A 25,541-nucleotide genomic window follows, 5' to 3' on the forward strand; every position below is an offset into this window, starting at 1 on the left:
ATGCCCCGAGAGCATCTCACGTCCCTGCCCGGAACCCGTTGGCACGTATGGCGTTCCGCGTTGCTCCGGTCGGCCGGTTTTCCGGCCGGCGGGATGAGCCGGTTCGCCGCTCCGGCGCTCGCGGAGGCGGCCGACCGGCACCTGCGCGGGGACGGCGACGCGGCGGAGTTCGCTGCGGCGTTCGACGCCGCCGCGGCCGACCTCGGGCAGGCGGTCTACGGCATCGCCTGCGACGACGCCTTCCGTACGGCGCTGACCTGGCAGAACCCTGCGGTCCTGCTCGCCGTCGACGCGATCCGGCGCGACGGCCCGCACGCCCCGCGCAACCTGCGCCGGCGGCACCGGGAGGAGGTCGTCGCGAAGTACTGGCAGCGGTACTGCCTGAAGAACGACACGGTGGGCTTCTTCGGCCCGATCTGCTGGACCGAGCTGGGCGGCAGCGGTCCGATCGCGACGGTGCGTCCCGGCGCGGCGTTGACGCGTACCCGGAAGGTGTTCCTGGAGCGGTGGGGCCTGGACGCGCTCGCGGAGGCCTTCGCCCGCGGGCCAGGCGTGCGGGACTGGCTGCCGGTGCGGCTGGCCCCGCACCTGAGCCTGCGCGACCGGGTGCTGCGGCGCCCGCACCATCCACCGCAGACGCTCCCGGCGGCGACCGCCGCGCTGCTCACGCTGGCGCGGCGCGGACCGCGCGTGGCCGACCTGGTCGCCGCGCTGCTCGCGGACCCGGCGAGCGGCTTCCGCCGGGCCCCTGACGTGCACGCGCAGCTCGACGACCTGGCCGGGCGCGGCGTGCTGCGGATCGGCTTCGACCTGCCGGTCGACCTCACGGCCGAGGACGCGTTGCGCGAGCAGCTCGCCGCGATCGGCGACGACACGGTCCGCGAGCGGGTGCTCGGCGACCTAACCACGGTGAGCGACCTGCGCGACGCGGTGGCCGCCGCCGACGGCCCGGACGCGCTGGCCGCGGCGATGTCCGCGCTGGACCGGCGGTTCGTGGAACTGACCGGCCGGGAGGCGCGGCAGCAGCCCGGCGAGGTGTACGCCGGCCGCACGCTGTGCCACCTGGAGACGGTCCGCGACCTGGACGTCCGCTTCGGTGACGCGCTGCTGGCACGGCTCGCGCCGCTGGAACCGCTGCTGCTGTCGGCGCGGTGGCTGACCGCGGCGATCGGGCAGGCGTACGCCGACGCGCTGGCCGCCCTGTACCGCGACCTGGCGGCGGAGTCGGCCACCGCGGACGTGCCGGTGGCCGACCTGTGGTTCCTGGCGCAGGCGGTGGTGTTCGGGGCGGACCCGCCCGCCGCCGCCGTCACCGCCGAGTTCCTGGCCCGGTGGTCGACGGTGCTCGGCCTGGCCGACGCCGACACCGACGCCCGGGAGCTGCGGTTCGACGCCGCCGCGCTGACCGAGCGGGTCGCCGCCGCGTTCCCCGCCGACGCGCCCGGCTGGGCCGCCGCCCGCATCCACAGCCCGGACGTGCACGTGTGCGCGCCGGACGAGGCGGCGCTGCTGCGCGGCGACTTCACAGTCGTGCTCGGCGAGCTGCACGTGGCGCTGGCCGCGTTCGACACGCACTTCTTCGCGTACGGGCACCCGGACCCGCAGCGGCTGCGCGACGGGATGCGCGCCGACCTGCCCGGCGGCCGGGTCCGGCTGCTGCCGCCGGTGGACTGGCCCCGGCACACCGCCCGGATCGCGGAGTGGCTGCACGGGCCCGCCGACGCCCAGCTCGGGTTCGTCGACGCGCCCGGCGCCGACCCGGACCGCCTCGTGCCGATCACGACCCTGACCGTGCGGCCGGACGACGACGGCACTCTTTCCGCGCACGCCGACGACGGGCGGCGGTGGCCGCTGCTGGAGGTGTTCGCGCCGCTGTTCGACTACCAGGTGTTCGACACGTGGAAGCTGGCCGGCAACGCCGGGCGCACGCCACGCGTCACCGTCGACGACCTGGTGCTGGTCCGCGAGACGTGGCGCACCACTGTGGGCGAGACCGGCCTGCACACGGTCAAGGGCGAGCGGGAACGCTACCTCGCGGTACGGCGCTGGCGGCTCGCGCTCGGCCTGCCCGAGCGGATCTTCGTGCGGGTCGACACCGAACTCAAACCCAGCTATGTGGACCTGACCAGCGGCGTCTACACCCGGCTGCTGTGCACGCTCCTGCGCGGCGCGCACGCCAAGGGCGGCGACGGCGTCGGGCTCACCGTCACCGAGCTGCTGCCCGGCCCGGACGACGCCTGGCTGACCGACGGGGCCGGCCGGGCGTACGCCTCGGAACTGCGGCTACAGATCGTCGACCCGGCGCAGGTGCGGTAGCCACTCGGTGGCGTCCGCCGGCGCGTCGGGGGTCTCGGTGTCGAACCGGCGCAGCCGGCGTACGCCGTAGGCGCCGAGCGCCACCACGGCCAGGGCCAGCCCGGACACCACGAACGCGAACCCGAGTCCCCGGCCGGGGCCGGTGCCGATCAGCGCGCCGACGCTGCCGGCCAGCGCGCCGCCGGGGGCGAACATCGGTTCCAGCAGCGACCCGCTCAGCGGCACCAGCACGGCGAAGCCCAGCGGCAGCGTCGCCCAGGTCAGCGTCTGGATGATCGCCAGCACCCGGCCGTGGAACCGCTGCGGCACCTTCACCTGGATGATCGACAGGTAGATGCCGTTGTGCAGGCCCAGGCCCAGCCCCACGCCGAAACTGCCGAGCGCCACCAGCAGCAGGCTCGGCCGGACGCCGCTGAGCACCAGGCTGACCGCCACGCCGAACGCGATGGCGATCAGCGCGGGCATCCGGCGCCGGGTCGGGCCGCCCCACACCGCGATGGCGAGTCCGCCGAGGACGGCGCCGAGCGCCTCGGCGAACGCCACGGTGCCGACCTGGCCCATCGTGCCGAACGCGAGCACCATCGGCGGCACCAGCAGCAGGCTCGCCAGGCACAGGTTGTAGAGCGAGAAGAAGCCCAGCATGGCCCGGAAGCCCGGCTCGGCCCACGTCATCCGCGCGCCGCCGATCAGCTCCGCCAGGAACGGCTCCTTGCGCCGCCGGCCGAGCAGGTCGGGGAACCGCACCGCGGTCAGCACACCGATCGCCACCACGTAGCTGACGATGTCGATGACCAGGACGCCGGCCAGGCCGATCGCGGCCAGCAGACCCGCAGCCAGCAGCGGCACCGCGAGCGAGCTGAGCCCGACCGCGAGCTGCGCGATGCCGTTGGCGTGCCCCAGATAGCGCTTCGGCACCACCTGCGGGATCGCGGCCAGGTAGGTGATGCGTTGGAACACCGACGCCGCGCCGAGCACGCACACGAGCGTGTAGACGGCCGCCAGCCCCAGCCGGTCGGTCCAGAGCAGCAGCGCCAGCAGCGCCTCCGCTGTCACCGCCGTCGCGCACGCGGCCAGCAGCACCCGGCGCCTGTCGAACCGGTCCGCGACCGCGCCGGCGACCGGCAGCGTCAGCAGCGCCGGCAGGTACGCGATCACCCCGGACAGGCCGAACCACAGCATCGAGCCGGTCTCCAGGTAGACCCAGACCGGCACCGCCCACTGGGTCAGCGCCGAGCCGGTCGACGAGATGAGCTGGCTGGCGGTGATCGCCAGGAACCGGCGTACGCCCGGTTGCACGCCGGTCTCGGCGGTGACCGGATCGGTGCTGGTGGCCGCCAGTGCCCAGCCGTCACCGGCGAGCTGTCGTGGCGCGGCGGACGGCGCGGCGGACGGCTCGGCGAGCCGGGGATGGGTGCGGGTGAGCACCTCGGCGAGCGCCTCGGCCCGCTGCTTGACGAAGTAGTGCCCGGCCTCGTCCAGCACCACGAGCGCTGTGGACTCGCCGAGGAAACTCCACTCGCGGTACCGCTCCTCGTAGTACTCGGTGAGCACGTCGTGGGTGCCGACGACGGAGATCACCGGTGCGGGCACCCGCACCGGTTCGCCGTCCAGCCACTCGGTGAACCGCTCCTGCGCCTCGGCGGCCTCCCGCCGTACGTGGTGGACGAACCGGTCGACCTGCGCCGGGTCCAGGTCGGCCAGTTCCGCGCCGATCGAGCGCAGGAACGTCTCGTACCGCCGGTCCGCGCCCCGGGAGTCGGCCCAGTCGACGAGCCGGCCGAGCATGTTGTCCGGGCGGGCGGTCGGGAACACGCCCCCGGCGTAGATCGCCTCGATGGGACGTCCGCGCTCGTGCAGCCGCCGGGCGATGCCGGTCAACAGCGCGCCGCCGACGCAGTGGCCGTACAGGACCAGCGGGCCGTCCACCCGCTCCTGGATCTCGGCCACGCACCGCTCGACCAGCTCGTCGAAGGGCAGCTCGGTGTCACGGACGCCGACGTCGTGGCCGGGGATCGCCACGGAGAACAGCGTGTGCCCGGCCGGCAGCGCGTCCGCGAGCGGCTGGTAGATGCTGGCGAGCCCGCCGCCGTAGGGCACGCACACGTACGAGCGCACCCGCTGGTCCGCCGGGACCGGCCGGGTCAGCTCGTACAGCAGCGGGCGCTGCCGCTCCCCGTCCGCCGGGGCGTCGATCAGCGCGGCCAGCCCCTGCACCGTCGGGTGCGCGAACACGTCCATCACGCCGACGTCGACCTGCCCGTACGCCTCGCGCAGCAGCGCCAGCATCCGGATCGCCAGCAGCGAGTGACCGCCCAGCTCGAAGAAGTCGTCGTCCAGGCCGACCTCGGGCACGCCGAGCACGTCGCGCCAGGTGGCGGCAACCGTCTGCTCGACCGGGGTCACCGGGGGACGGCGCTGCGCGGGGGCGACGCCGGACGAGGGTGCGGGCAGCGCGGCGGTGTCGAGTTTGCCGTTGGCGGACAGCGGCAGCGCGTCGAGCGTCACGAACGCCGACGGCACCATGTACTCGGGCAGCCGCCGTTTCAGCGCCGCCCGCAGCTCCGCCGGGTCCGGGGCCTCGCCCGTCAGGTACGCCACGAGACGCTGCTCGGCGGGCGTGGCGCCGCGCACGACGACGGCCGCGGAGCCGACGCCGGGCTGTTCGCGCAGCACCGCGGCGATCTCCCCCAGCTCGATCCGCAGGCCCCGCAGTTTCACCTGGTCGTCGATGCGGCCGAGGAACTCCAGCGTCCCGTCGGTACGCCAGCGGGCCAGGTCGCCGGTGGCGTACAGCCGGCCGCCGGGCTCGCCGAACGGGTCGGGGACGAACGCGCCCGCGGTGAGTCCGGGGCGGTTCAGGTAGCCGCGGGCCACCTGCACGCCGCCGAGGTGCAGCTGCCCGGCCACGCCGACCGGCACCGGGCGCATCGCCTCGTCGAGCACGTAGGTCCGCACGTTGCGGATCGGCCCGCCGATCGGCACCCGGGTCACGCCGGTCAGCGCGTCGGGGGTGGCCGCCCAGGCGGTGACGTCGATCGCCGCCTCGGTCGGTCCGTACAGGTTGTGCAGCGCCGCCGACGGGATCGCGGCGACGGCGCGGCGGGCCAGGTCGGCGGGCAGTTCCTCGCCGCTGCACACGATCCGCCGCAGCGACCCGCAGCGGGCCGGGCCGGCCGGGTCGGCCGTGGACAGGAACGCGTCGAGCATCGACGGCACGAAGTGGACCGTGGTGACCCGCTCCCGCTCGATCAGCTCCCGCAGGTACGCCGGGTCGCGGTGCCCGCCCGGCGCGGCGAGCACCAGCCGCGCGCCCACGAGCAGCGGCCAGAACACCTCCCACACCGACACGTCGAACCCGATCGGTGTCTTGTGCAGCACCGCGTCGTCCGGTCCGAGCGCGAAGGCGTCCTGCATCCAGTCCAGCCGGTTGACGATCGCGGCGTGCTCGTTGACCACGCCCTTCGGCCGTCCGGTGGAGCCCGACGTGTAGATCACGTACGCCGCGTTCCCCGGCCCGGCGGCGGTGCCCCCGGCGGCGCGCGGCCGGTCCGGCGCGGTCAGCGGCAGCACGGTGCCCGGGACGGTCAGCCCGTCCGGCAGCTCGTCGGCCAGCAGCACCCCGGCGCCGGCGTCGGCGAGCATGAAGGCCAGCCGCTGCGGCGGGTGGTCCGGGTCCAGCGGCAGGTACGCCGCGCCGGCCCGGTGGATGCCGAGCAGCCCGGCGATCAGGCGGCGGGAGCGGGGCTCGTGGATCGCGACCACCGACTCCGGTCCCACGCCGTGCGCGACCAGCCGCGACGCCACCTGCTCGGCGGCGTCGGACAACTGCGCGTACGTCATCCGGGTGTCGCCGTCGACCAGCGCGACCGCGTCCGGCGTGCGCCGGGCCTGGGCGTCGAACAGCTCCGCCAGCGTGGTCCGGCGCACCGGGGCGGCGGTGGCGTTCCAGCCGGTCACGACCGCCGCGTGCTCGATGTCCGGCATGACCGGCAGCGCGCTGACCCGGGTCCGGGGCGCCGCCACGGCGGCGGCGAACAGCAGCAGGTAGCGGTCCGCGAACGCCTCCATCGCGGCACGCTCGAACAGCGCGGTGCGGTACTCCAGCCGCAGCTCGTCCCCGGCGATCTCCAGCGACAGGTCGTCCATGGCGCCGCCGAACGCCTCGCCCCGGCCGGTCGGCAGGTGGTGGAACGTGAGCTGGTAGAGCGGCGGCACACCCGGGTCGCGCCGTACCGCCAGCTCCTCGACGAGCTTCTGGAACGGCATGTCCTGGTGGTCCCAGGCGTCGAGCACGACCCGGCGGACCCGGCGGACGAGGGTCAGGAACGGTGGATCGCCAGACACGTCGACGCGCAGCACCAGCATGTTCATGAACATGCCGAGCAGCGGTTCCAGCTCGGCCCGGTCCCGGCCGGCCACCGGCATGCCGACCACCACGTCGTCGCTCCCGGACAGGCGGTGCAGCAGCGCCACGTAGGCGGCCAGCTGCACCATGAACGGGGTCGCGGCGGCCTGCTGGGACAGCTCCGGCAGCGCCGCCGTCACGGGCCCGGGCAGCGTGCGGCGGACGTCGGCGCCGTCGAACGTGAGCGTCGCCGGGCGCGGCCGGTCGGTGGTCAGCGCGTGCACTGCCGGCAGGCCGGTCAGTGTCTCCCGCCAGTAGTCGCGCAGCTCGTCCCAGCGGGGGCCGTCGAGGCGGTCGCGTTCCCAGGCCGCGTAGTCGGCGTACTGGATCGGCAGCTCGGGCAGGTCCGGCGCGCGGCCGGCGACGGCGGCGGCGCACAGCTCGGTCAGCTCGGCGCGCAGGTGGAGCAGGGAGGTGCCGTCGAGGACGACGTGGTGCCCGGCGAACAGCAGCCACCAGGTGTCCGGGTCGAGCCGCAGCAGCCGGCCCCGCCACAGCGGGGCGGCGTCCATCGACAGGTCGAGACCTGCGTACTCGGCGACGATCCGGGCGCGGGCGGCGTCCCGCTCCGGCTCGGGCAGCGCGGACAGGTCGGTGACCGGCAGCTCCACCGGGACCGTGGAGTGGATGTCCTGGTAGAGCCGCCCGTCGTGCAGGCGCAGCGTGGTGCGCATGGCCTCGTGCCGGTCGGTGACCGTCCGCAGCGCGGCGAGCGCCTGCTCCGGCCCGGCGCCCGCCGGCAGGGTGACCGCGTCGGTCATGGTGAAAAGCGGCTGCCCGGGGCTGAGCTGGGCGGTGAACCAGACCCGCTCCTGGGCGTACGAGGCGGGAACGGTGTAGACGTCGTCCACCGGCGTGACGTCGTGGCGCGACTCGGTCATCCCGGCCGTCCCGGTCGGCGCAGACGCGGGATGGGCGCCTCAGCAGATGCGGAGGCGGACGGGGCGGCGCGCAGCGACTCGATCCGGGCGGCCATCGCCGCGACGGTGGGCGCGTCGAACAGCACCCGCATGGACAGCCGGGCGCCCACCGCCTGCCGGATCCGCAGCACCAGCTGCGCGGCCACGAGCGAGGTGCCGCCGAGCCGGAAGAAGTCGTCGTGCGGGCCGACCTCGGCCACGCCCAGCACGTCACGCCAGATCCGGGCGACGGTGTCCTGCAGGTCGCCGTCGGCGGCGGTCACCGTCGAGGCGGTGGCCGCCGTGGTCGCGGCGAGCCGCCGCTCGTGCCCGGCGACCGCCCCCACCGTGTAGGCGCCGATCGCCACCGAGCCGGTCCGCCCCTCGGCGAGGACCCGCAGCGCCGCCCGCACCGCCGCGTCCGGGGCCAGCCCGTCGTGGTCGGGTACGCCCTCCTCCCGCCACGCGCCCCAGGCCACCGACAGCACCGGCGACCGCCAGCCGTGCGGGCTGCGCGCGTACGCGTCGAGGAACGCGTTGGCGGCCGTGTCGTCGGCGCGGCCCAGGCCACCGGCGAGCGCGGTCACCGAGGAGCTGAGCAGCACGAAGTCGAGCGGCATGTCGCCGAAGACCGCACGCAGCGCCAGCGCGCCGGTGACCTTCGGCAGCAGTTCGGCTGTCGCCTCGGCCGGCCGCGACCCGGTGGACAGTCCGGTGTCGGGCAGCCGCGCGGCGTGCACGATGCCGTCGAGTCCGCCGAGGTCGTCCTCGACGTCGGCGCGTACCGCCCGCAGCGCGTCCACGTCCGTCACGTCGGCGCGCACGTGGCGCACCTGCGCCCCGACCCGTTCCAGCGCCTCGACCAGGTCCGGCCGGGCGGTCCGGCCGACCAGCACCAGCCGCGCGCCCCGGCGGGCCAGTTCGGCGGCGAACGCCCCGCCGATCCGGCCCGGTCCGCCGGTGATCAGGTAGCGCCCGCCGTCGCGCAGTGCCGGCCCGGTACGCCGGCGCGCCGGCGCGGCCGTGAACCCGCGTGTCCAGCGGCGCCCGCCCAGCCGCAGCGCGACCGCGTCGGCCCGCTCGGCGCCGAGCAGTTCGTCCGCCAGCGCGTCCGCGCCCGGGTCGGCCGGGTCGGCGTCGACCCAGTGGCAACGCAGTCCCTGACGTTCCAGCGGCACCGAGCGCACCACCCCGGCGACTGTGGCATGTTCCGGGCGCAGCAGGTCGGATCCGGTCACGTCGGCCGTCCCGGCGGTCACCACGTCCAGCGTCACGTCGGCGGCAGGCAACGCCTCCAGCAGGGTCAGCAGCGCGAGGTACCCGTGTTCCTGGGCCGCCGCCACGGCATCGGCGTCCGGGCCGGCCGGGTCGCCGTCGAGCGCCCACGCGTGCACGATCCGGGCGGCCCGGCCGTCGTCGGCGCACTCGTCGAGCAGGCGCTGGTGGTCGGCGACGCTGGCCGGGCGCAGCCGGTAGCCGTCCGGGCGGACCGCGAAGGCCGGTCCGGGACGTACCACCGTGACGTCCACGCCGCGCTCGCGCAGCCGGTCCGCGAGCGCCGTGCCGCGCTCCCCTGCGGCGAACAACAGCAGCGGGCCGGGCGCCTCGACGGGCGCGAGGTCGGGCAGTTGACCCCAGACCGGCACCTCGACCACGCCGTCGTCGTACCGCTCGTCGGTGGCCGGTCCGGCGGGCGCGGCCGCCGGCTCCGGGTCGATCCAGTGCCGGGCGCGCTGGTACGGGTAACCGGGCAGCGGCACCCGGCGCGGCGTGCCGGATGCGGGCAGTCGCACCGGCACCCCGGCCGTCCACAGCCGGCCCGCCGCCTCGTACGCGGTCTGCCTGCCGGTCAGCCGCTCCCCCGGCGCGGGCAGCGTGCGCAGCGGCGCCCGGGCCCCCGCCGGCAGGCTCAGCCGGGCCAGACCGGCGAGCTGCCGGCCGGGGCCGCACTCCAGCAGCAGCCAGTCGTCGGCGGCGCCGGTCGCGGCGAGCGCGGCCACCGTGGCGCCGAACCGCACCGGCCGGCAGAACTGGTCGGCCCAGTACGCCGGGTCGGTGATCTGCTCGTCGGTGAACGGCGCGGCGGTCGCGGCCGAGAACACCGGCAGGTCCGGCGCCCGGCGCGGCACCGCCGCCACGAGCGCCGCGAACTCGTCGCGCACCGCCGTCAGCAGCGGCACATGCATCGCGTACGGCGACCGCAGCGGCGTGCAGCCGATGCCACGTTCGCGCAGGAGGACCTCGGCGGCGGCGACCGGTTCCGGCGCGCCGCCCACCACGCAGGTGTGCGGGCCGTTGCTGATCGCCACCGCCACACCGTCGGGCAGCAGCGGCGCGATCTCGTCGGCGCCGCGCTGCACGGCGAGCATCCGGCCCTCCGGCGCGGCCTGCACGAGGCGGCCCCGGGCGGCGGCGAGCCGCAGCGCGTCCGGCAGGTCGAACACCCCGGCCACAGTGGCGGCGACCAGTTCGCCGACGGAGTGGCCGATCATCGCGGCGGGCGTGACGCCCCAGTGCCGCCACAGCGCCGCGAGCGCGTACTCGACGGCGAACAGCGCGGGCTGCGCCACCGCCGGTCCGGCCAGCCGCTCGTCCGCGCCCGGTCCGGCGTCGAAGATCATCTCGCCCGCGTCCCAGCCGAGGATCGCGGCGCACTCGTCCACGGCGGCGGCGAACACCGGCTCGGTAGCGGCCAGGTGCGCGCCCATGCCGGGGTGCTGCGCGCCCTGGCCGGGCAGGAGCAGGCCCACCCGGGGCGGCGTCGCGGCGTCCCCGGCGGCCCGGCGCTTCGGGTCGGTGAGCGCCGCCGCCGCCCGGGCCCGGTCGACAGCGACGACGGCGGCCCGGTGCCGGTACGCCGGCCGGCCCTCCCGCAACGTGTACGCCACGTCGCGCAGCCCCACATCGGGCCCGCCGGTGAGCCGCTCGGCCAGCCGGGCACAAGCAGCGGCCAGCGCGTCGGGGGTCGCGGCGGACAACTGGAGCAGCTCGCCGCCGCCGTGATCCGGCTCCGGGGGTACGCGCGGCGGCGCCTCCTGGAGCACCAGGTGCGCGTTGGTGCCGCCGAGGCCGAGCGAGCTGACGCCGGCCCGCAGCGGCCGCTGGTCCTCGGGCTCCCACTTGGTCAGCGTGGACACCACGTAGAACGGGCTCGCCTCGATGTCGATGTCCGGGTGCGGCCGGTCGTGGTTGACGGTGGGCGGGATGAGCCGGTGCCGCATCGACAGCACGGTCTTGATCAGACCGATCACGCCGCCGGCCGCGCTGAGGTGACCGATGTTGGCCTTCGTGGAGCCGACCCCGCACCAGCCGCGCTCGGCGGTGCGCCGCCCGTACGCCGTGCTCAGCGCCGCCAGCTCGATCGAGTCGCCGAGGACCGTGCCGGTGCCGTGCGCCTCGACGTACCCGACCGAACGCGGGGCGACGCCGGCCACCGCGAGCGCCTGCGTGACCACCTCCACCTGACCGGTGACGCTCGGCGCGGTGAAGCTCGCCTTGGCCGAGCCGTCGTTGTTCACCGCGTTGCCGATGACCAGCGCCCGGATGTCGTCGCCGTCGGCGAGCGCGTCGGAGAGCCGCTTGAGCACGACCACGCCGACGCCGCTGCCGTAGACGGTGCCGTCGGCGTCCGCGTCGAACGGGCGGCAGTGCCCGTCGGCGGAGGTGTAGCCCTCGTCGGCGACGTACCCGACGCCGTGCGGCAGTTCCACGCACACGCCGCCGGCCAGCGCCGTGTCGCACTCGCCGCTGCGCAGCGCCTCGGCGGCCAGGTGCACCGCGACGAGCGACGACGAGCAGGCGGTCTGCACCGTCATCGCCGGGCCGCGCAGGCCGAGCCGGAACGCGACGGTGCTGGCCAGGTAGTCCGGCTTGTTGCCGAGCGACACGCGCAGCTCACCGGCGTCCGCGAGCGCACGCGGGTTCCGCCGGACGTTGAGCCACTGGTACAGGTCGGCGTTGCCGCCCGCGTACACGCCGATCTCGCCGTCGTAGCGGGCCGGGTCGCAGCCCGCGTCGGTGAGCGCGGCGTGCGCGTGCTCCAGGAACAACCGCTGCTGCGGGTCGGTCAGCTCCGCGTCGCGGGGGCTCAGCCCGAACAGCTCCGCGTCGAACCGGTCCACGCCGTCGAGCACGGCGGCCACCGGCACGTACGCCGGGTCGTCGAGCTGCTCCGCCGCGACGCCCCGGGCCAGCAGCTCCGCTCGGGTGAACCGGGTGAGCGACTCGGCGCCGACGACCAGGTTGCGCCAGAACTCCTCCGCCGACGCCGCCCCCGGCACGCGCAGGCTGAGCCCGACGATCGCGATCGGCTCCACTGTCTCGTTCACGCCATGACCTCCGGCTCGGCCGAATCGCTGATGTGCAGGCGCAGTTCGCTGACGTAGCGGCGGCCCGCGCGGTCGGGCAGCCACGCCTGCCCGAGCGCGGGCAGCAGCTCCGACACGGTCACCGTCACGTCGTCGCCGCCGGACCGCCGGGCGGCGCGCAGCAGCAGGCAGAGCCGGTTGGCGTAGAGCGGGCTGGTCAGGTCCACGTAGGTGGGCTTGAGTTCGGTGGCCACCCGGACGAAGACCCGCTCCGGCAGGCCCAGCGCGGTCCGCCACCGGCGTACCGCGAGGTAGCGCCGCGCCTGGTCGACGGCGTCGGCCAGGCCGGTCGCCCCGACCGTGGTGCGCCAGGTCTCCCGCGCCAGCACCAGCCGGTCGACTGTCACCCGGGGGCTGTGCGGGCGGTCGGTCATCAGCTTGAACGCGTCACCGGCGTGCACCGCGATCAGGTCGGAGAACACCTCGACCAGCGGCCAGCGCGTGCCGTCCGGGCCGGTCGCCACCAGCACGCCGTCCACCTCGGACACGATCGCCGCGTTCGCCGGCACGAGCCGGTCGCGCGGCGCGCCGGGCGCGTCGGCGAACGCGAGCCGGTGGTCGTCCGGCCCGTGCAGGGACGCGGACAACCGCCCGCCGACGCGGGGGAAGTCGACCGGGTAGAGCGGGCGCAGCCGTCCCGGGCCCAGGTCGGCCGCGTACGCGCGCCGCAGCCGGTCCACGTCGGGGTGGCAGTGGGTGAACAGCTCGGCGTTGAACGTGGCGTACGCGGCGTGCAGCTCGCCGAGCACCGCCCCGAACTCGCCGGCGGCCAGCGCCTCGGGTGACTCGGCGAACAGTTGCAGGTCGGGGCTGTGCACCCGGCCCGCGCTCCAGCCGGGACGGCCGGCCGGGAACGCGTCGGCCACCAGGGGCGCCAGCTCGGCCGCGGCGAACTCCACCCGGGTCGTTCCCTCGGGCAGTCCGGCCAGTCCGAGCACCCGCTCCCAGCGGGCGGCGAACTCTGCCGCGACCCGGTCCACCGGCCGGTCACCGGGCCCGAACAGCGGCCCCTGCGCGACGAACCACAGGTCACCGAGCCGGACCGGCCCGTCGCCGCCGAGGTCGTCGTACAGGTCGCGCAGCGCGTCGCCGTACGCCGTGGCCAGTTCGGCGGTGAGCCAGCGCGCCGCCCGCAGCGGCAGGTCCAGCGCCGGGGCCAGGGAGTCGAGCAGGCCGCCGCCGACGGTGAGGTCCACGTCGCGTGCGGTCTCCTCGTGGCACAGCGCCCGCCCGGCGTAGTTCTGCCCGGCCCGGCGGCGCGGCGGCAACCCGGTGAGCGCGGTGAACTCGGCGTCCAGCGCGGACAGCGCGGCGGTGAGGGCGGCCGGGTCACCGGCGGCGTCGGCGACCCGGGTGCGGGCGGCGGCCAGCCGGTCCAGCCCGGCCAGCGCCCGCGCGCGGCACTCCCGGTCACCGATCGCGGCGATCCGCTCCCGCAGGTGCTCCTGCGCGGCGAAGCCCTGCGGCAGGTCGAAGTCCCAGCGCAGCAGCCCTCGCTCGACGAGCTGCGCGAGCAGCAGGAACCCCTCTGCGGCGCGGCGCACACCGGTCTGCCCGTCGCGCACCAGGTCGTCGACGACGTCCCGGGCCGGGCGGGTGCCGTCGCACCGGCACAGCGCGATCGACTCGCTCAGCGACACCGGTTCCGGGCGCTGGGCCGGCCGGTGCACGACCCGGTCCGCCAGGTGGACGTGCGGCGCCCGGACCGGGGCCAGCCACTGCCGGACCTGCGGGTCGGCGGCCAGCCGGTCCGCGTACGCGGCGAGCGCCCAGTGTTCGAGGTGGACGGCGCGGCGGCGGAGCAGTCCGGGGCCGGGCACGGCGGTGACGCCGGGCGCACCAGGTGCCACGGTGCCCCAGCACACCGGCCCGAAGAAGCCGATGGTCTCGCACTTGGCGACGTAGCGCTGCCAGTACCCGGCGACGACGTTCTCCCGGCCCCGGCGGCGCACGTTGCGGGGTGCGTCCGGGCCGTCGCGGAGCAGCCCGTCCAGCGCCACCAGCGCCTCCGGGTTCTGCCAGGCGACGGCCTCACGGAACAGCGGGTCGGCGGCGATCCCGCACAGCGCCGCCGACGACGCCCGGACGGCGGTGGCGTACGCGGCGCTGAAAGCCGTCTCGTCCAGCTCGCCGGACAGATGCCGGTCGGCCGCGTCGGCGCAGTCCGGCGCGGCGAACCGGTCCAGTCCGTCGGCGGGGAACCCGGCGCTGCGCAGCAGCACGTCCCGCCACACCGACCAGCCGGTGTCGCCGAGGGGGACCAGGTACGTCACCGCGGCTCCTCCTCCACCACCGGGCGGCGCTGGACCCGCTGGCGGCGTAGCGCGCCCCGGCGCGCCGCGCGTTCCACCGCCTCGTCCTCGGCGTCCTCGCCGGACGAGGGCGCACCGAGGCTGTCCAGGTGCGCGGCGAGCGCGCGGACGGTCGGGTGGTGGAACAGGTCCACGACCCGCAAATTCGTGCCGAGCAGCCGGTTGAGCTGCCGTTGCACGACCGCGACCGCGAGCGAGCCGCCGCCGACGTCGAAGAAGCTGTCCGTCGCGGCCACCTCCGGTACGCCGAGCACGTCGCACCAGACCGAGGCGATCCGCCGCTCGGTGGCGGTGGCCGGGCGGGCGGCGGGCACCCCGGCGCGGCCTCCGGCCCGGTTCACCCGGGCGGCCCGGGGCACGTCGTCGGCCGTTCCGGCCGGGACGGCGGTCCAGGCGGGCAGCTCGGCCACCGGCCGCTCCGGGTCGGCGACGCCGGCCCGCAGCAACCGCTCGACGTCGGCGAGCACGTCGCTGATCAGGGCCTCGCCGTAGACGTCCGGGTTGAAGACGATCTCCACGCGCAGCCGCCCGTCCCGGGTGATGCCGTAGAGCGTCAGGTCGAACGGTGAGCCGGGCGCGGGCACCGGCACCGGCTCGGCGGACAGTCCGGCCAGGTCCAGCCGGGGCTCGTCGAACGTGTACATGTTGAACAGCACCTGCACCAGCGGGCTGCGGTCGAGCAGGCCGCCCAGCCCGAGGCCGCCGACGATGCGTTCGACAGGCGCCTCCGGGTGGGCGAGCGCGGCGAGCAGTTCCTCCCAGGCGGCGCGGACGTGCGCGGCGAAGCCGGCCCCGGGCGTCCGGCGCAGCCGCAGCGGCGCGATCTCGATGAAGAAGCCGACCATCGGCTCGAAGTCGGCGGCCCGCCGGTCCACGGTGGGTGTGCCGACCACCAGGTCGGGCAGGCCGGTACGCCGGGCCAGCACCAGCGCGAACGCGGCGAGCACGGCGGCCGCCGGGGTCGCGCCGAGCCCGGCGGCGAGGTCGGTGAGCGCGGCAGTGGCGGCCCGGTCCAGCCGGGTACGCACCGTCGCGCTGGTGTACGTCTGTTCGGCCGGCCGGTCCCGTCCACCGGGGAGCCGCAGCACCACCGGCGCCCCGGTCAGGTGGTCCAGCCACCAGTCGAGGTCGGCGGCGGCGCGACGCCGGGCACGGTCGGCGCGCCAGGCCACGTAGTCGCCGTACGTGGCGGGCAGCGGCGGCAGCGGCGGCCCGTCCCCGAGCACGGCCCGGTACGCGGCGGCCAGGCCGGCGTAGAACAGCGACTGCGACCAGCCGTCGAACACGGCGTGGTGGGCGTAGACGGCCAGCACGTGCTCGCCGTCGCCGGTGCGGATCAGCTCGGCCCGCCACAGCGTGTCGGTGCCCAGCGCGAACGGTGTGGCGGCGCTCGCCGCGAGGTGGCCGGCGAGGTCGGTGCCCGGGGCGAGGTCGCGTACCGGCAGCGGCACCGGTGTGGACGGGTCGGCGACCGCGTACGGCACGCCGTCGCGCTCCGGGATGCGCCAGCGCAGGACCTGCTGGCGGTCCGCGACGGCGGTGAGCGCCGTGGCGAGCGCCGCCACGTCGAGCGGGCCGGTGATCCGTTCGGCGAACGCGACGTTGTACGCCGACGCGGCGGCCGGGAAGTAGCGGTCGAGGAACCACAGCCGCTGCTGTGCCGGGGACAGCGCCGGTGGCCGTCCCCGGACGACCGGGGCCGGGCCGGTTCCGGCGGCTGCGTCGGCGCGGGCGGCGATGCCGCGTGGCGTCCGCCCGACCAGCACGTCCTCGATGGCGAGGTCGCGGCCCAGCCGTTCGCGCAGGTCGGCGACCAGCCGCATCGCGGTGATGGAGTGCCCGCCCTGGTGGAAGAAGTCGTCGTCGCGGCCGACCGCGGGCACGTCCAGCAGCGCCGCCCACGCCTGCGCGACGAGGCGTTCGGTGTCGGTGGCGGGCGGCTCGCCGGACGGCACGGGGGCCGGTCCGGCCAGGTCGAGCGCGGCCAGCCGCTCGGTGTCGATCTTGCCGTTGATGGTGATCGGCAGCGCGGGCATGGTGTGCATCCGGGCCGGTACGGCGGCGGGCGGCAGCAGCCGGGCGCAGTAGTCACGCAGCTCGGCGGTGTCCAGGCCGGTCGCCACGTACGCGACGAGTTCCTGACCGCCGGCGCCGGCGCGGACCTGGACGCTGGCCAGGTCGACGTCCGGGTGGCGGCGCAGCACCGCCTCGACCTCGCCCAGTTCGATCCGCTGCCCGCGGATCTTCACCTGCCGGTCGGCCCGGCCGAGGAACTCCAGGCTCCCGTCCGGCAGCCACCGGGCCAGGTCACCGGTGCGGTAGAGCCGCTCCCCGGGCTTTCCGGAGAACGGGTCCGGGAGGAACCGTTCCGCCGTGCGGGCGGCGTCGAAGAGGTATCCGCGGCCGAGCCCGGGCCCACCGGCGAGCACCTCGCCGATCTCCCCCGGGCCGACCTCGCGCAGCTCGTCGTCGACCAGGTGGATGCGGTGGTTGGCGGCGGGCCGGCCGATCGGGATGGGCCGGGTCCAGTCGCCGCTGCCCTCGAACCAGGTCACCAGCACCGTCGCCTCGGTCGGGCCGTACACGCTGACGAAGCGGCGCCCGCCGGCGGTCCAGCGGCCGACCTGTTCCGGGCCGGTGGCCTCGCCGCCGGTGACGACCAGCCGCACGCCGGGCAGCCGGACCGGGTCCAGCAGCGGCAGGATCGGCGGCGGCAGCACCACCACGTCGACCGCCTGCTCGGCACAGATCCGGTAGAGCCGGGTCGGGTCGGCCCGCTCGGCGTCACCGGCGAGCACGACGGTGCCCCCGGCGGCGAGCGGGGCGAGCATGTCGACCACCGACGCGTCGAACCCGATCGAGGCGAACGCCAGGCACCGGGTCGCCGTGTCGAACCCGGAGAACTCCGCGATCGAGGTGACCTTCTCGGTCAGCGCCCGGTGCTCGATCACCGCGCCCTTGGGCTGCCCGGTCGACCCGGACGTGAACATCGCGTACGCGTTGGTGCCGAGCGTCGCCGGTGTCGGCTGCCAGGGCGCGGTGCCGGTGGGGACGTCCAGCACGGTGCGTCCGGTGAACGCCTCGGCGGCGGGCGTACCCACGACGACGCGCAGCCGGGCCTCGGCGGCCAGCTCGCGCAACCGTCCGGGCGGCAGCGCCGGGTCGAGCGGGACGTACCCGGCGCCGGCCGCCTGCACGCCGAGCAGCGCGACCACCAGGTCCGGGCGACGGTCCACGCAGACGCCGACGAGGTCGTCCGCGCCGATGCCGTGGGCGCGCAGCGACGCGGCCAGCGCGGCGGCCCGGCCGACCAGGTCGGCGTAGCTGAGCGTCAGGTCGCCCTGCACCACGGCCGGGGCGCCGGGACGCCGCCGGGCGTGCGCCGCGACCAGGTCGGGCAGGCACACCTGCGGGTAGGGCAGCTCGGGACCGACCTGCTGGTCGCGCTGATCGTCGCGGACGGTCATCGTCGTGCCTCGATCCAGTGCCGGGTCCGCCGGAACGGGTAGCCGGGCAGCGGCACCCGCCGGCCCGGCGGGACGGCCGGCTCGTCACCAGCGCGCCAGGCGCGGACTGCGGCGTCGTCGTCGGAGGCCGGGTCGCCCGCCGCGAGCGCGGTCAGCCGGCGCACCGCCTCCTCCGCGTCGGCGCAGGCGACCGCGTCCCGGTACGCCAGCCGCCGCCGTCCCACCGCGAGCGTGTGCGCCACGTCGGCCACCGCCAGGTCGCCGTCGGCCAGCCGGAGGGCCAGCCGCCGGGCCAGTTCCCGCAGCGCCGCCGGGCTGCCCGCGGACAGTCCCAGCACCACCGGGCCGGGTGCCCCGGCGTCCGGCGCGTCCGTCGCGGGCGCCGGCTCGACCAGCACGTGCGCATTGGTGCCGCCGAGACCGAACGAGCTGACGCCCGCGCGCCGCTCGTAGGCCCACGGCCGAGTCTGCGCGTCTACCTCGGCGCCCGCGGCGGCCAGGTCGACGTCGTCGTGCGCGCCGGTGAAGTGCGCGGTACCCGGCACCTGCCCGGTGCGGACCGCGTACACGGCCTTGATCAGGGAAATCACGCCCGCCGCGGCGTCCAGATTGCCGAGGTTGCCCTTCACCGAGCCGAGCAGCAGCGGAGCGCGGGCGCCCCGGCGTACCCGGGCCAGCGCGTCCACCTCGATCGCGTCGCCGACCGGCGTGCCGGTGCCGTGCCCCTCCAGGTAACCGACGTCGACCGCGTCCCAGCCGACCGACGCCAGCGCCTCCGCCATCACCGCCGCCTGCCCGGACACGCCCGGCACGGTGAAGCCGGGCCGGTCGGCGCCGTCGTTGTTCACCGCCCACCCGGCGAGCACGGCGTACACGTGGTCGCCGTCGGCGCGGGCGTCGGCGAGCCGCTTCAGCACCACCGCCCCGGCGCCGTTGCCGAACACCTGCCCGGTGGCGGCGGCGTCGTACGGGCGGCACACCCCGTCGGTGGCCAGCAGCCCGCCCGGCCGCAGCCGGTAACCGGCCTGCCGCGTCGAGACCACCGCAGCGCCGCCCGCTATCGCCACGTCGCAGCGGTAGTCCAGCAGGCTCTGCCCGGCCTGGCACACCGCGACGAGCGAGGTCGAGCAGGCGGTCTGGACCGCCACGGCCGGGCCGGACAGCCCCAGCGCGAACGCGGTGCGCGTCGGCAGATAGTCGCAGCCGGAGCCGGTCAGCGCGTCGTCCCAGTCCTCGGCGAGCGTGCCGGCCGCCGGGGCCAGCGCGGGGTTGCCGAGCAGGTGGTGGTGCAGGTAGCGGCTGGGCGCGCATCCGGCGAACACGCCGATCTGGGCCGGGTCGCGGTCCGGGTCGATCGCGGCGTCCTCCAGGGCGTGCCAGGCGACCTCCAGGAACAGCCGGTGCTGCGGGTCGAGCAGCGCCGCCGCCGCGGCGGGATAGCCGAACAGGTCCGCGTCGAAGCCCTCCAGGTCGTCGAGCCGGCCGAACGCCGACACCCAGTCCGGTCCGCCCGGCGCGCCCGCCCCGGCCGGGACCCGGCGCACCGAGTCCACCCCGGACAGCAGGTTGCGCCACAGCGCCGGTGCGTCGTCCGCGCCGGGCACCCGGCAGGCCAGGCCCACCACCGCGATCCGGTCGTCCTCGCTCACGCCCGTCCCTCCCCGCCGCCGGCGGCCCGCGCGGCGGCACGGCGGGCCATCCGGCGTCCGGCCGCGGCCAGCCGGCCGTCCTCCGGTACGCCCGCGGCGTCCCCGGCCGTCTCCAGGTACGCGGCCAGCGCCGCCACCGTCGGGAACTCCACCAGCCGGGCCAGCGGCACCCGGCGGCCGAGGTGTTCCTCCAGGTACCCCTGCACCAGGGCGAGCTGGAGCGAGTGCCCGCCCGCCTCGAAGAAGTTCACCAGGCGGCCCACAGTGGTCAGTCCGAGCACCGTGCACCAGCCCGCCGCGATGGTCTGCTCGACCGGCCCGGCCGGCGGTCCCCCGGCATCCGGGCGGCCGGCGTCCGGCTGCCCCGCGTGCGGCCCTCCGGCGGCCGGGTGGCCGGCGTCCGGGTCGGGCAGGGCGGCCTGGTCGAGCTTGCCGGTCGGGCCGATCGGCAGCTCCGGCACCGCCACCACCGCCCGGGGCACCATGAAGTCCGGCAGCACACCGGCCAGCCGTTCCCGCAGCGCTCCCGGCTCGACGACCGTCCCGGCGGCGCCGACCACGTACGCGACGATCTCCTGCTCGCCCGCGCCGGACGCACCGCGTCGCGCCACCACCGCCGCGTGGGCCACCCCCGGCAGCGCCGCCAGGCACGCCTCGATCTCGCCCAGCTCCACCCGGTAGCCGCGGATCTTCACCATCCGGTCGCCGCGGCCCAGGTAGACGAGCGTGCCGTCGGGCAGCCGCCGCGCGATGTCACCGGTCCGGTACGCGCGCACCCCGTCGTGCTCGGTGAACCGGGCCGCGGTCAGCTCCGGCAGGCCCAGGTAGCCGAGCGCGACGTGCGGGGTCCGCACGACCACCTCGCCGGTGAGGCAGGCGGGGCGTCCGGCCGGGTCGGTCAGCACCACCTCGACGCCCGGCAGCGGGTGCCCGATCGGCACGACTGCGCGCCCCGGGTCGGCGTCCGGCGGCAGGTGGTGCTGCGCGGCGAAGCTGATCTCGGTGGTGCCGTACCCGTTGACGAACACCACGCCCGGCGCGAACGACCGCCGGGCCAGCGTCACATCGTGCCGGGTGACCTCCTCGCCGCCGAGGACGACAGCACGGACCGACGGCAGCCGCCCGTGCTCGCCGAGGCTCGCCATCACGTACCGGAAGACGGTCGGGGTGGAGTGGTAGACGGTGACGCCCCGGCCGGCGAGCGCACCGGTGAGGTGGCCGAGGCCGTGCGTGCGGACGTCGACCGGGACGGCGGCGGCGCCGGACAGCAGCGCGCCGAACGTGTCGGTGACCGCCATGTCGTAGCCGAACGAGGTGAGCACGCTCGTGCGGTCGTCCGGCCGGACGGCGAAGTTGCGCACGTGGTTGCGGACGCCGAACAGCACGTTGCGGTGGCTCTGCACCACGCCCTTCGGCTTCCCGGTGGACCCCGAGGTGTAGAGCACGTACGCCGGGTCGTCCGGGCGCGCGGGCCCGGCCGGCACCGGCACGCCGGCCTCGCCCCGGCGCAACGACACGACCGGCAGCTCCAGCCCGGCGGCGGCAGCGAGCGTGGCGGCGCGCTCTTCGTGGCCGGGGTCCGCGACGATCGCCCGGACGCCTGCGTCGTGCAGCATCGCGGCCAGCCGGGCCGCCGGGTACGCCGGGTCCAGCGGCACGTACGGCGCCCCCGACGCCAGCGCCGCCAGGATGCCGGTGATCGTGGCGACGCCGTGGCGGCACAGCACCGCCACCGGCGCCGTGACGTCACCCGGCCCGGCCAGCGCTTCGGCGGTCGCGGCGACTGCCGCGCCGAGTTCCCGGTAGGTCACCGTCGCGTCGTCGGCGAGCACCGCCGGCCTGTCCGGGTACGCCCGCACCGCCGCGGCGAACGCGGCCGGGATGGTGTCGCCGCGGACCCGATCGGCCTCGGTGCCGTCGCCACCGTGCAGCCGCCACAGGTCCGGCGCCGGACGCCGCTCGTAGCGGGCCGACGGCAGCAACCCCGCCGACGAGGCGTCCGGGTCCAGCGTGGACAGGACGTCGGCCAGGTCCGCGCGGAGGTCGTCGGCGTACGCGGCGGGCAGCCCGGAGACGGTGACGCCGGCCAGGTCGGGGCTCACCTCGACGGTGGCGTCGACCGGGTGGTCCGGCGGCGCCGGGCACAGCGACCGGCACAACTCCCGGATCGGCGCGTCGGCGGTCAGGTCGAGCGTCACCGGGTCGTCGCCGTGCCGCAGCGTCACCGCGGGGGCTCCGGTGTACCGGCGTACCACCAGAGCCGTGGCGGTGAGGACGACGGCGGCCGGGTCGACGCCCGCGGCGCGCGCCCCGGCGGCGAGCCGCGGCGGCAGGCCGAGCGGCTGCGGAGACGGGCTCACCGCTGGTCCAGGACGGCGGCGACCACGTCGGCGAGCGTGGACACCTCGGCGTCGGCCTCGGCGATCCGGAAGTCGTCGCAGTAGCTGCCGGTGCCGTGCACCACGATCTCGTACCCGGCCGGCACCAGGCCCCGGTCGACGGCGTTGCAGACGCCGGTCAGCGCCATCAGGATCGACCACTCCCGCAGCCGGGCCGGGTCCTCGGGCAGCGTCAGACCGGCGTCGGAGAGCCACTGCCGGGCGACCGGATAGCGCCGCACGCACTCGCGCCGCGACACCACGATGCCGTCGCCGCCGTGCCGTTCGATGAGCGCGTTCATGGCCGGGGAGGTCACCGGGCGATGGGTGTAGAACGTCGGGTCGAGCACCTCGGCCGGGTCGTCGGTGACGGCCGGGAAGCGCAGGTCGGCGTCCTGCGTCCAGACGCCCCGGCTCTCGTCGAGCGTGTACGCCGGGCAGTGGTCCCGCTCGAACGAGCCGTGGCGCAGGCTGAGCACCATGTCCGGCGTGCCGAGGTGCTGCACGAGCAGGAAACCGGGCCGGTCAGCCGGGTCGGCGTCGCCGGCCGCTTCCAGCACGTCGCGGCCCAGGTTGTAGCCGAGCAGGCCGAACGCGCTGGACACGGCGTGCGCGTGCCAGCGGGAACCGGCGGCGGGCGACACGTCGGCTTCGAAGGCGGCCCGGGCGGCGTCGGCGACCAGGTAGTTACGCAGGTCGAGCGTGTACCAGAGGGTGATGCCGCGCTTGTCGTACGCGGTGGCCGCGTACTCGTCGACGAACGCCCGGCCGAGCGCCTTCACGCCCTCCGGGTCCGCGCCGGTGTACCGCAGCAGCGGGTTCACCGCACGGGTCGCGGGATCGTCGGCGAGCGCGTCGTGGCGGAACTTGTGCCGGGTCGCCGCCGGCGCCAGCACCACGATGGACAGCTGCTCCGGGGTCACCAGCCCGGCCGCGTACGCGCGGGCCACCGAGTCGCGCAGCGCGACGCCCTTGTTGCCGGAGGTCGGGGTGACGATGCACAGCCGCTCGCCGGTACGCCGGATGTGCTCCACCGCGCGGGCGACGATCACCATCGAGGCGAACGTCTTCGTGGTCCGGGTGCCCGGGTTGGCGGTCAGGTCGAGCATCGTCAGGTCGTGCCCGCCGTAGTGGCCCAGCGGGGACCAGCTGACCGTGGCGGCGGCGTAGAACTCGCGTACCTCGGGGGTCAGCTCGGGCAGGTCGAAGCCGGGCGCGAAGCCGGGAGTCCCGGGCGCGTCGCCGGGGGCCGCGCCGCACCGGCGCACCGCCGACGCGATGACGTCGTAGTAGTCGGTGATCATGTTGCGGGTGGCCGGGGTGGTCACGGTCATCGGGCTTCCTCCAACACACTCCGGGCCGGCGCCGGCGGCACCGTTCGCAGATGGTCACGCAGGGCGGTGAACCGGCAGGCGATCTCGGGCAGCTCGCTCGCGTGCCAGCCGCCGGCCAGGTCCGGCCGGTACGCCGCCAGTGCCGCCCGGGCGCGCTCCGGGTAGCGGACGTGGCCGCCGCCGACCTCGACGCCGTCGCGGCGCCCGGCGGCGGTGTTCCAGGCGACCGCCTGCGCCATCGGCAGCTCGGCCGGCAGCCGCAGCTCGGTCCGGCCGCCGGTGAGCCGGACCGGATAGCCGCCCGGCAGTCCCAGTGGCCCGGGCAGGCTCGCCGTCACCTCGTCGCCGGTGGCGAGCGCCGCCACCAGGGCGGCCCCGGCGTGCCCGGCGAGCGCGTTCAGCTCCGGCCGGGGCAGCGCGCGGTAGCCGGCGAGCAGCCCGGTGACGTCCGGGACGGGCCGGCCGTCCAGCCAGGCGCGTACCTCGGCGGTGTCCTCGTCGTCCGGGCCGGGCGCGGCGAGGTGGGCGTGGTGGCCGAGCACCGCCAGGCGGCGCTGGCCGGGACGGCCGAGCGCGGCGTCCAGGCACGCGGCGAGCGTCGCCACGTTGCCGATGCCGCAGCGCACCGGCAGGTCCCGTGCGGCGAGCAGCGGGTTGACCGCGTCCGGGAACGCGCCGTTGACGAGCGTCGCGCCGGGCGCGCCGCCGGCCAGCGCGGCGGCCAGCCGGGACACCAGCTCGGCCTGCAACGCCAGCGTCACGCCGAAGCCCGCCGCGGCGATCAGGTCCGTCCAGGCCGACGGCGCCGCCGCCCGCTCGTACGGCGACTGCGCGGACGCGGCGCAGACCAGCACGTCGGGCCGGAGCCGGGCCATCGAGGCGGCGTCGGCGGCGTACCCCTCCCCCGGGTCGGCGCCGGGTTCGGCGGTGAACGGCCGGGCGGTGACGGCGACGGGGGTTCCGGCGACTGTGGCGCGCACCCGCGCGGCGCGGGCGAGCGCGAGCGCCGCGTCCGGGTCGCGGGCCAGGACCGTCACGCGCAGCGGCGCCGGGGTGGGCGTCGCGGCCAGGGCGTGGCACAGCGAGCGGGCCAGCCGGCCGGCGCCCACCACGACGACGTGCCGCGTGTCAGCGGACCGGGCTGACATCGCGTCCCGCCTCCGTGACCCGGTCGACCCAGTCGGCGAACGACCCGGCGCGCAGGCAGCTCGCCGGGGACACCTCCAGCCCGGCCATCTCCCGTACCCGCAGCGCAATCCGCAGCGCGGTCAGCGAGTGCCCGCCGAGCGCGACGAACGTGTCGTCGTCGTGCACCGCGTCGACGCCGAGCGTGGCCCGCCACGCCTCGCGCAGCCGGTCGGTGAGGGCGCCGCCGCCGGGTTCCGCAGCAGGCCCGGTAGGCCGGGGCGGTGGTGGTGGCAGCTCCAGCCGCGCGACCTTGCCGTTGGGCAGGCGGGGCAGCCGGTCGACCAGGACGATCTGGTCCGGGCGCATCGCGGGCGGCAGCGCCGAGGCCAGGTAGCCCTGGAGCAGCCCGGTGGTCAGCAGGTGGTCGGCGGGCTCGTCCCGGGGCGTCGCCGCGGGCGGCGGGTCCTGCGGCCGTACGGCGTAGACGTAGCTGACGTCGGCGTCCGCGCCGACGTTCCAGTCGCCGATGTCGTTGACCTCGAACCCGGCCGCGCACAGCAGCTCGCGCACCAGCGGCGTGGTCACGCTGCTGCGCTCGACCTCCAGGCAGACCTGGCGGATGCGGGGCCAGTGCTCGGGGCGCAGCCCGCGCAGCACGCTCAGCTCGGCGCCCTCAGTGTTGATCTTCAGCAGGTCGACGCGGTCCAGCCCGAAGCGGTCCAGCAGGTCCGACAGCGTCACCGTCGGCACCACGTGCGCCACCGGGGCGAGGCGGCGGCGGGCGTCCGCGAGCAGCGCCGCCTGTTCGGTCTCGTCGGCGTCGCCGCCACCGTTGCGGTAGTGCGACCGGACCAGGTCGGAGGCGACGCCGGCCCGGTCGGCGCCGAGGCCGGACAGGTAGCTCAGCTCGGGGAACGAGGTCAGCTCGGCGGTGCCCGCCGCGTCGGTCACGGCGGCCTCGACGACCGACGCCGACCCGGCGTAGAGGCCGAGGTTGGCGCGCAGGTACGGCAGGGTGTCCGGGTTCGGTTCGACCGCCACCAGTCGCACGTCGCGCGCCTGCCGGGACGCCCAGAGCGAGAACAGCCCGATGTTGGCGCCGACGTCGACGACCACGGCGCCGTCGCCGACGCGGACGCCGAAGCGGGCGTACTCGGCCTGGTCGAAGATCTGCCGGTAGAGGAAGACCGCCTCGTCCGGCGACGCCGCGGTGACCGCCATGCCGTTCGGCAGCGGGAAGCGCGGCAGCCCGCCGACCGCCGGGGCCTGCCGGGGCTGCGGCACGA

10 protein-coding genes (1 of these 10 only partly in view) are annotated in these 25,541 nt (G+C 76.4%); 1 reads left to right on the plus strand and 9 read right to left on the minus strand.

What is annotated here, in order from left to right; all coding sequences use genetic code 11:
- Positions 1-2,316 carry a lantibiotic dehydratase gene (locus KBX43_RS25575; protein WP_210887473.1) on the plus strand — a complete coding sequence of 772 codons (2,316 nt, stop codon included), beginning with the start codon at positions 1-3 and terminating at the stop codon, positions 2,314-2,316.
- Here the strand turns inward: KBX43_RS25575 and KBX43_RS25580 are convergent.
- The 9 genes in view from KBX43_RS25580 to KBX43_RS25620 are tightly spaced (each overlapping or abutting the next) and all read right to left on the minus strand, a layout consistent with a single transcriptional unit that may run on beyond the window.
- A complete protein-coding gene (locus tag KBX43_RS25580) occupies positions 2,284-7,602 on the minus strand; it encodes a non-ribosomal peptide synthetase/MFS transporter (RefSeq protein WP_210887476.1) in 5,319 nt (1,772 codons plus the stop codon). The genes KBX43_RS25575 and KBX43_RS25580 overlap by 33 nt on opposite strands.
- Positions 7,599-11,948 (minus strand): SDR family NAD(P)-dependent oxidoreductase, encoded by a 4,350-nt coding sequence (locus KBX43_RS25585; protein ID WP_210887479.1) that lies wholly within the window; start codon positions 11,946-11,948, stop codon positions 7,599-7,601. Before KBX43_RS25585 ends, KBX43_RS25580 begins: the two co-directional genes overlap by 4 nt.
- Positions 11,945-14,260, minus strand: coding sequence for a lantibiotic dehydratase (locus KBX43_RS25590; protein ID WP_210887482.1), 2,316 nt, complete (start codon positions 14,258-14,260; stop codon positions 11,945-11,947). Before KBX43_RS25590 ends, KBX43_RS25585 begins: the two co-directional genes overlap by 4 nt.
- Positions 14,257-17,766 carry a non-ribosomal peptide synthetase gene (locus KBX43_RS25595; RefSeq protein WP_210887486.1) on the minus strand — a complete coding sequence of 1,170 codons (3,510 nt, stop codon included), beginning with the start codon at positions 17,764-17,766 and terminating at the stop codon, positions 14,257-14,259. Before KBX43_RS25595 ends, KBX43_RS25590 begins: the two co-directional genes overlap by 4 nt.
- Positions 17,763-19,415 (minus strand): polyketide synthase, encoded by a 1,653-nt coding sequence (locus KBX43_RS25600; protein ID WP_210887488.1) that lies wholly within the window; start codon positions 19,413-19,415, stop codon positions 17,763-17,765. The genes KBX43_RS25595 and KBX43_RS25600 overlap by 4 nt, the downstream gene beginning before the upstream one ends.
- Complete coding sequence (locus KBX43_RS25605) at positions 19,412-21,775, minus strand: non-ribosomal peptide synthetase (protein WP_210887491.1); 2,364 nt, start codon at positions 21,773-21,775, stop codon at positions 19,412-19,414. Before KBX43_RS25605 ends, KBX43_RS25600 begins: the two co-directional genes overlap by 4 nt.
- Positions 21,772-23,127, minus strand: a complete 1,356-nt coding sequence (locus KBX43_RS25610; protein WP_210887494.1) for a DUF6002 family protein — start codon at positions 23,125-23,127, stop codon at positions 21,772-21,774. Before KBX43_RS25610 ends, KBX43_RS25605 begins: the two co-directional genes overlap by 4 nt.
- Positions 23,124-24,275 (minus strand): potassium transporter TrkA, encoded by a 1,152-nt coding sequence (locus KBX43_RS25615; protein WP_210887497.1) that lies wholly within the window; start codon positions 24,273-24,275, stop codon positions 23,124-23,126. Before KBX43_RS25615 ends, KBX43_RS25610 begins: the two co-directional genes overlap by 4 nt.
- A protein-coding gene (locus tag KBX43_RS25620; protein ID WP_307851580.1) for an amino acid adenylation domain-containing protein crosses the window boundary here: on the minus strand, positions 24,256-25,541 show its end. The gene runs 1,360 nt beyond the window's last position; 1,286 of the gene's 2,646 nt are visible here — the last part of the coding sequence; its start codon lies off the right edge, out of view — the gene reads right to left on this strand; its stop codon occupies positions 24,256-24,258. The genes KBX43_RS25615 and KBX43_RS25620 overlap by 20 nt, the downstream gene beginning before the upstream one ends.

It is taken from the genome of Micromonospora sp. C41 (assembly GCF_018070485.1).
Lineage (GTDB): Bacteria > Actinomycetota > Actinomycetes > Mycobacteriales > Micromonosporaceae > Micromonospora > Micromonospora chalcea.

Coding starts and splice junctions, on each gene's coding strand:
- KBX43_RS25595 (WP_210887486.1), bottom strand. CDS start 17,766: ATGACCGTCCGCGACGATCAGCGCGACCAGCAGGTCGGTCCCGAGCTG.
- KBX43_RS25610 (WP_210887494.1), bottom strand. CDS start 23,127: ATGACCGTGACCACCCCGGCCACCCGCAACATGATCACCGACTACTAC.
- KBX43_RS25575 (WP_210887473.1), top strand. CDS start 1: ATGCCCCGAGAGCATCTCACGTCCCTGCCCGGAACCCGTTGGCACGTA.
- KBX43_RS25615 (WP_210887497.1), bottom strand. CDS start 24,275: ATGTCAGCCCGGTCCGCTGACACGCGGCACGTCGTCGTGGTGGGCGCC.
- KBX43_RS25580 (WP_210887476.1), bottom strand. CDS start 7,602: ATGACCGAGTCGCGCCACGACGTCACGCCGGTGGACGACGTCTACACC.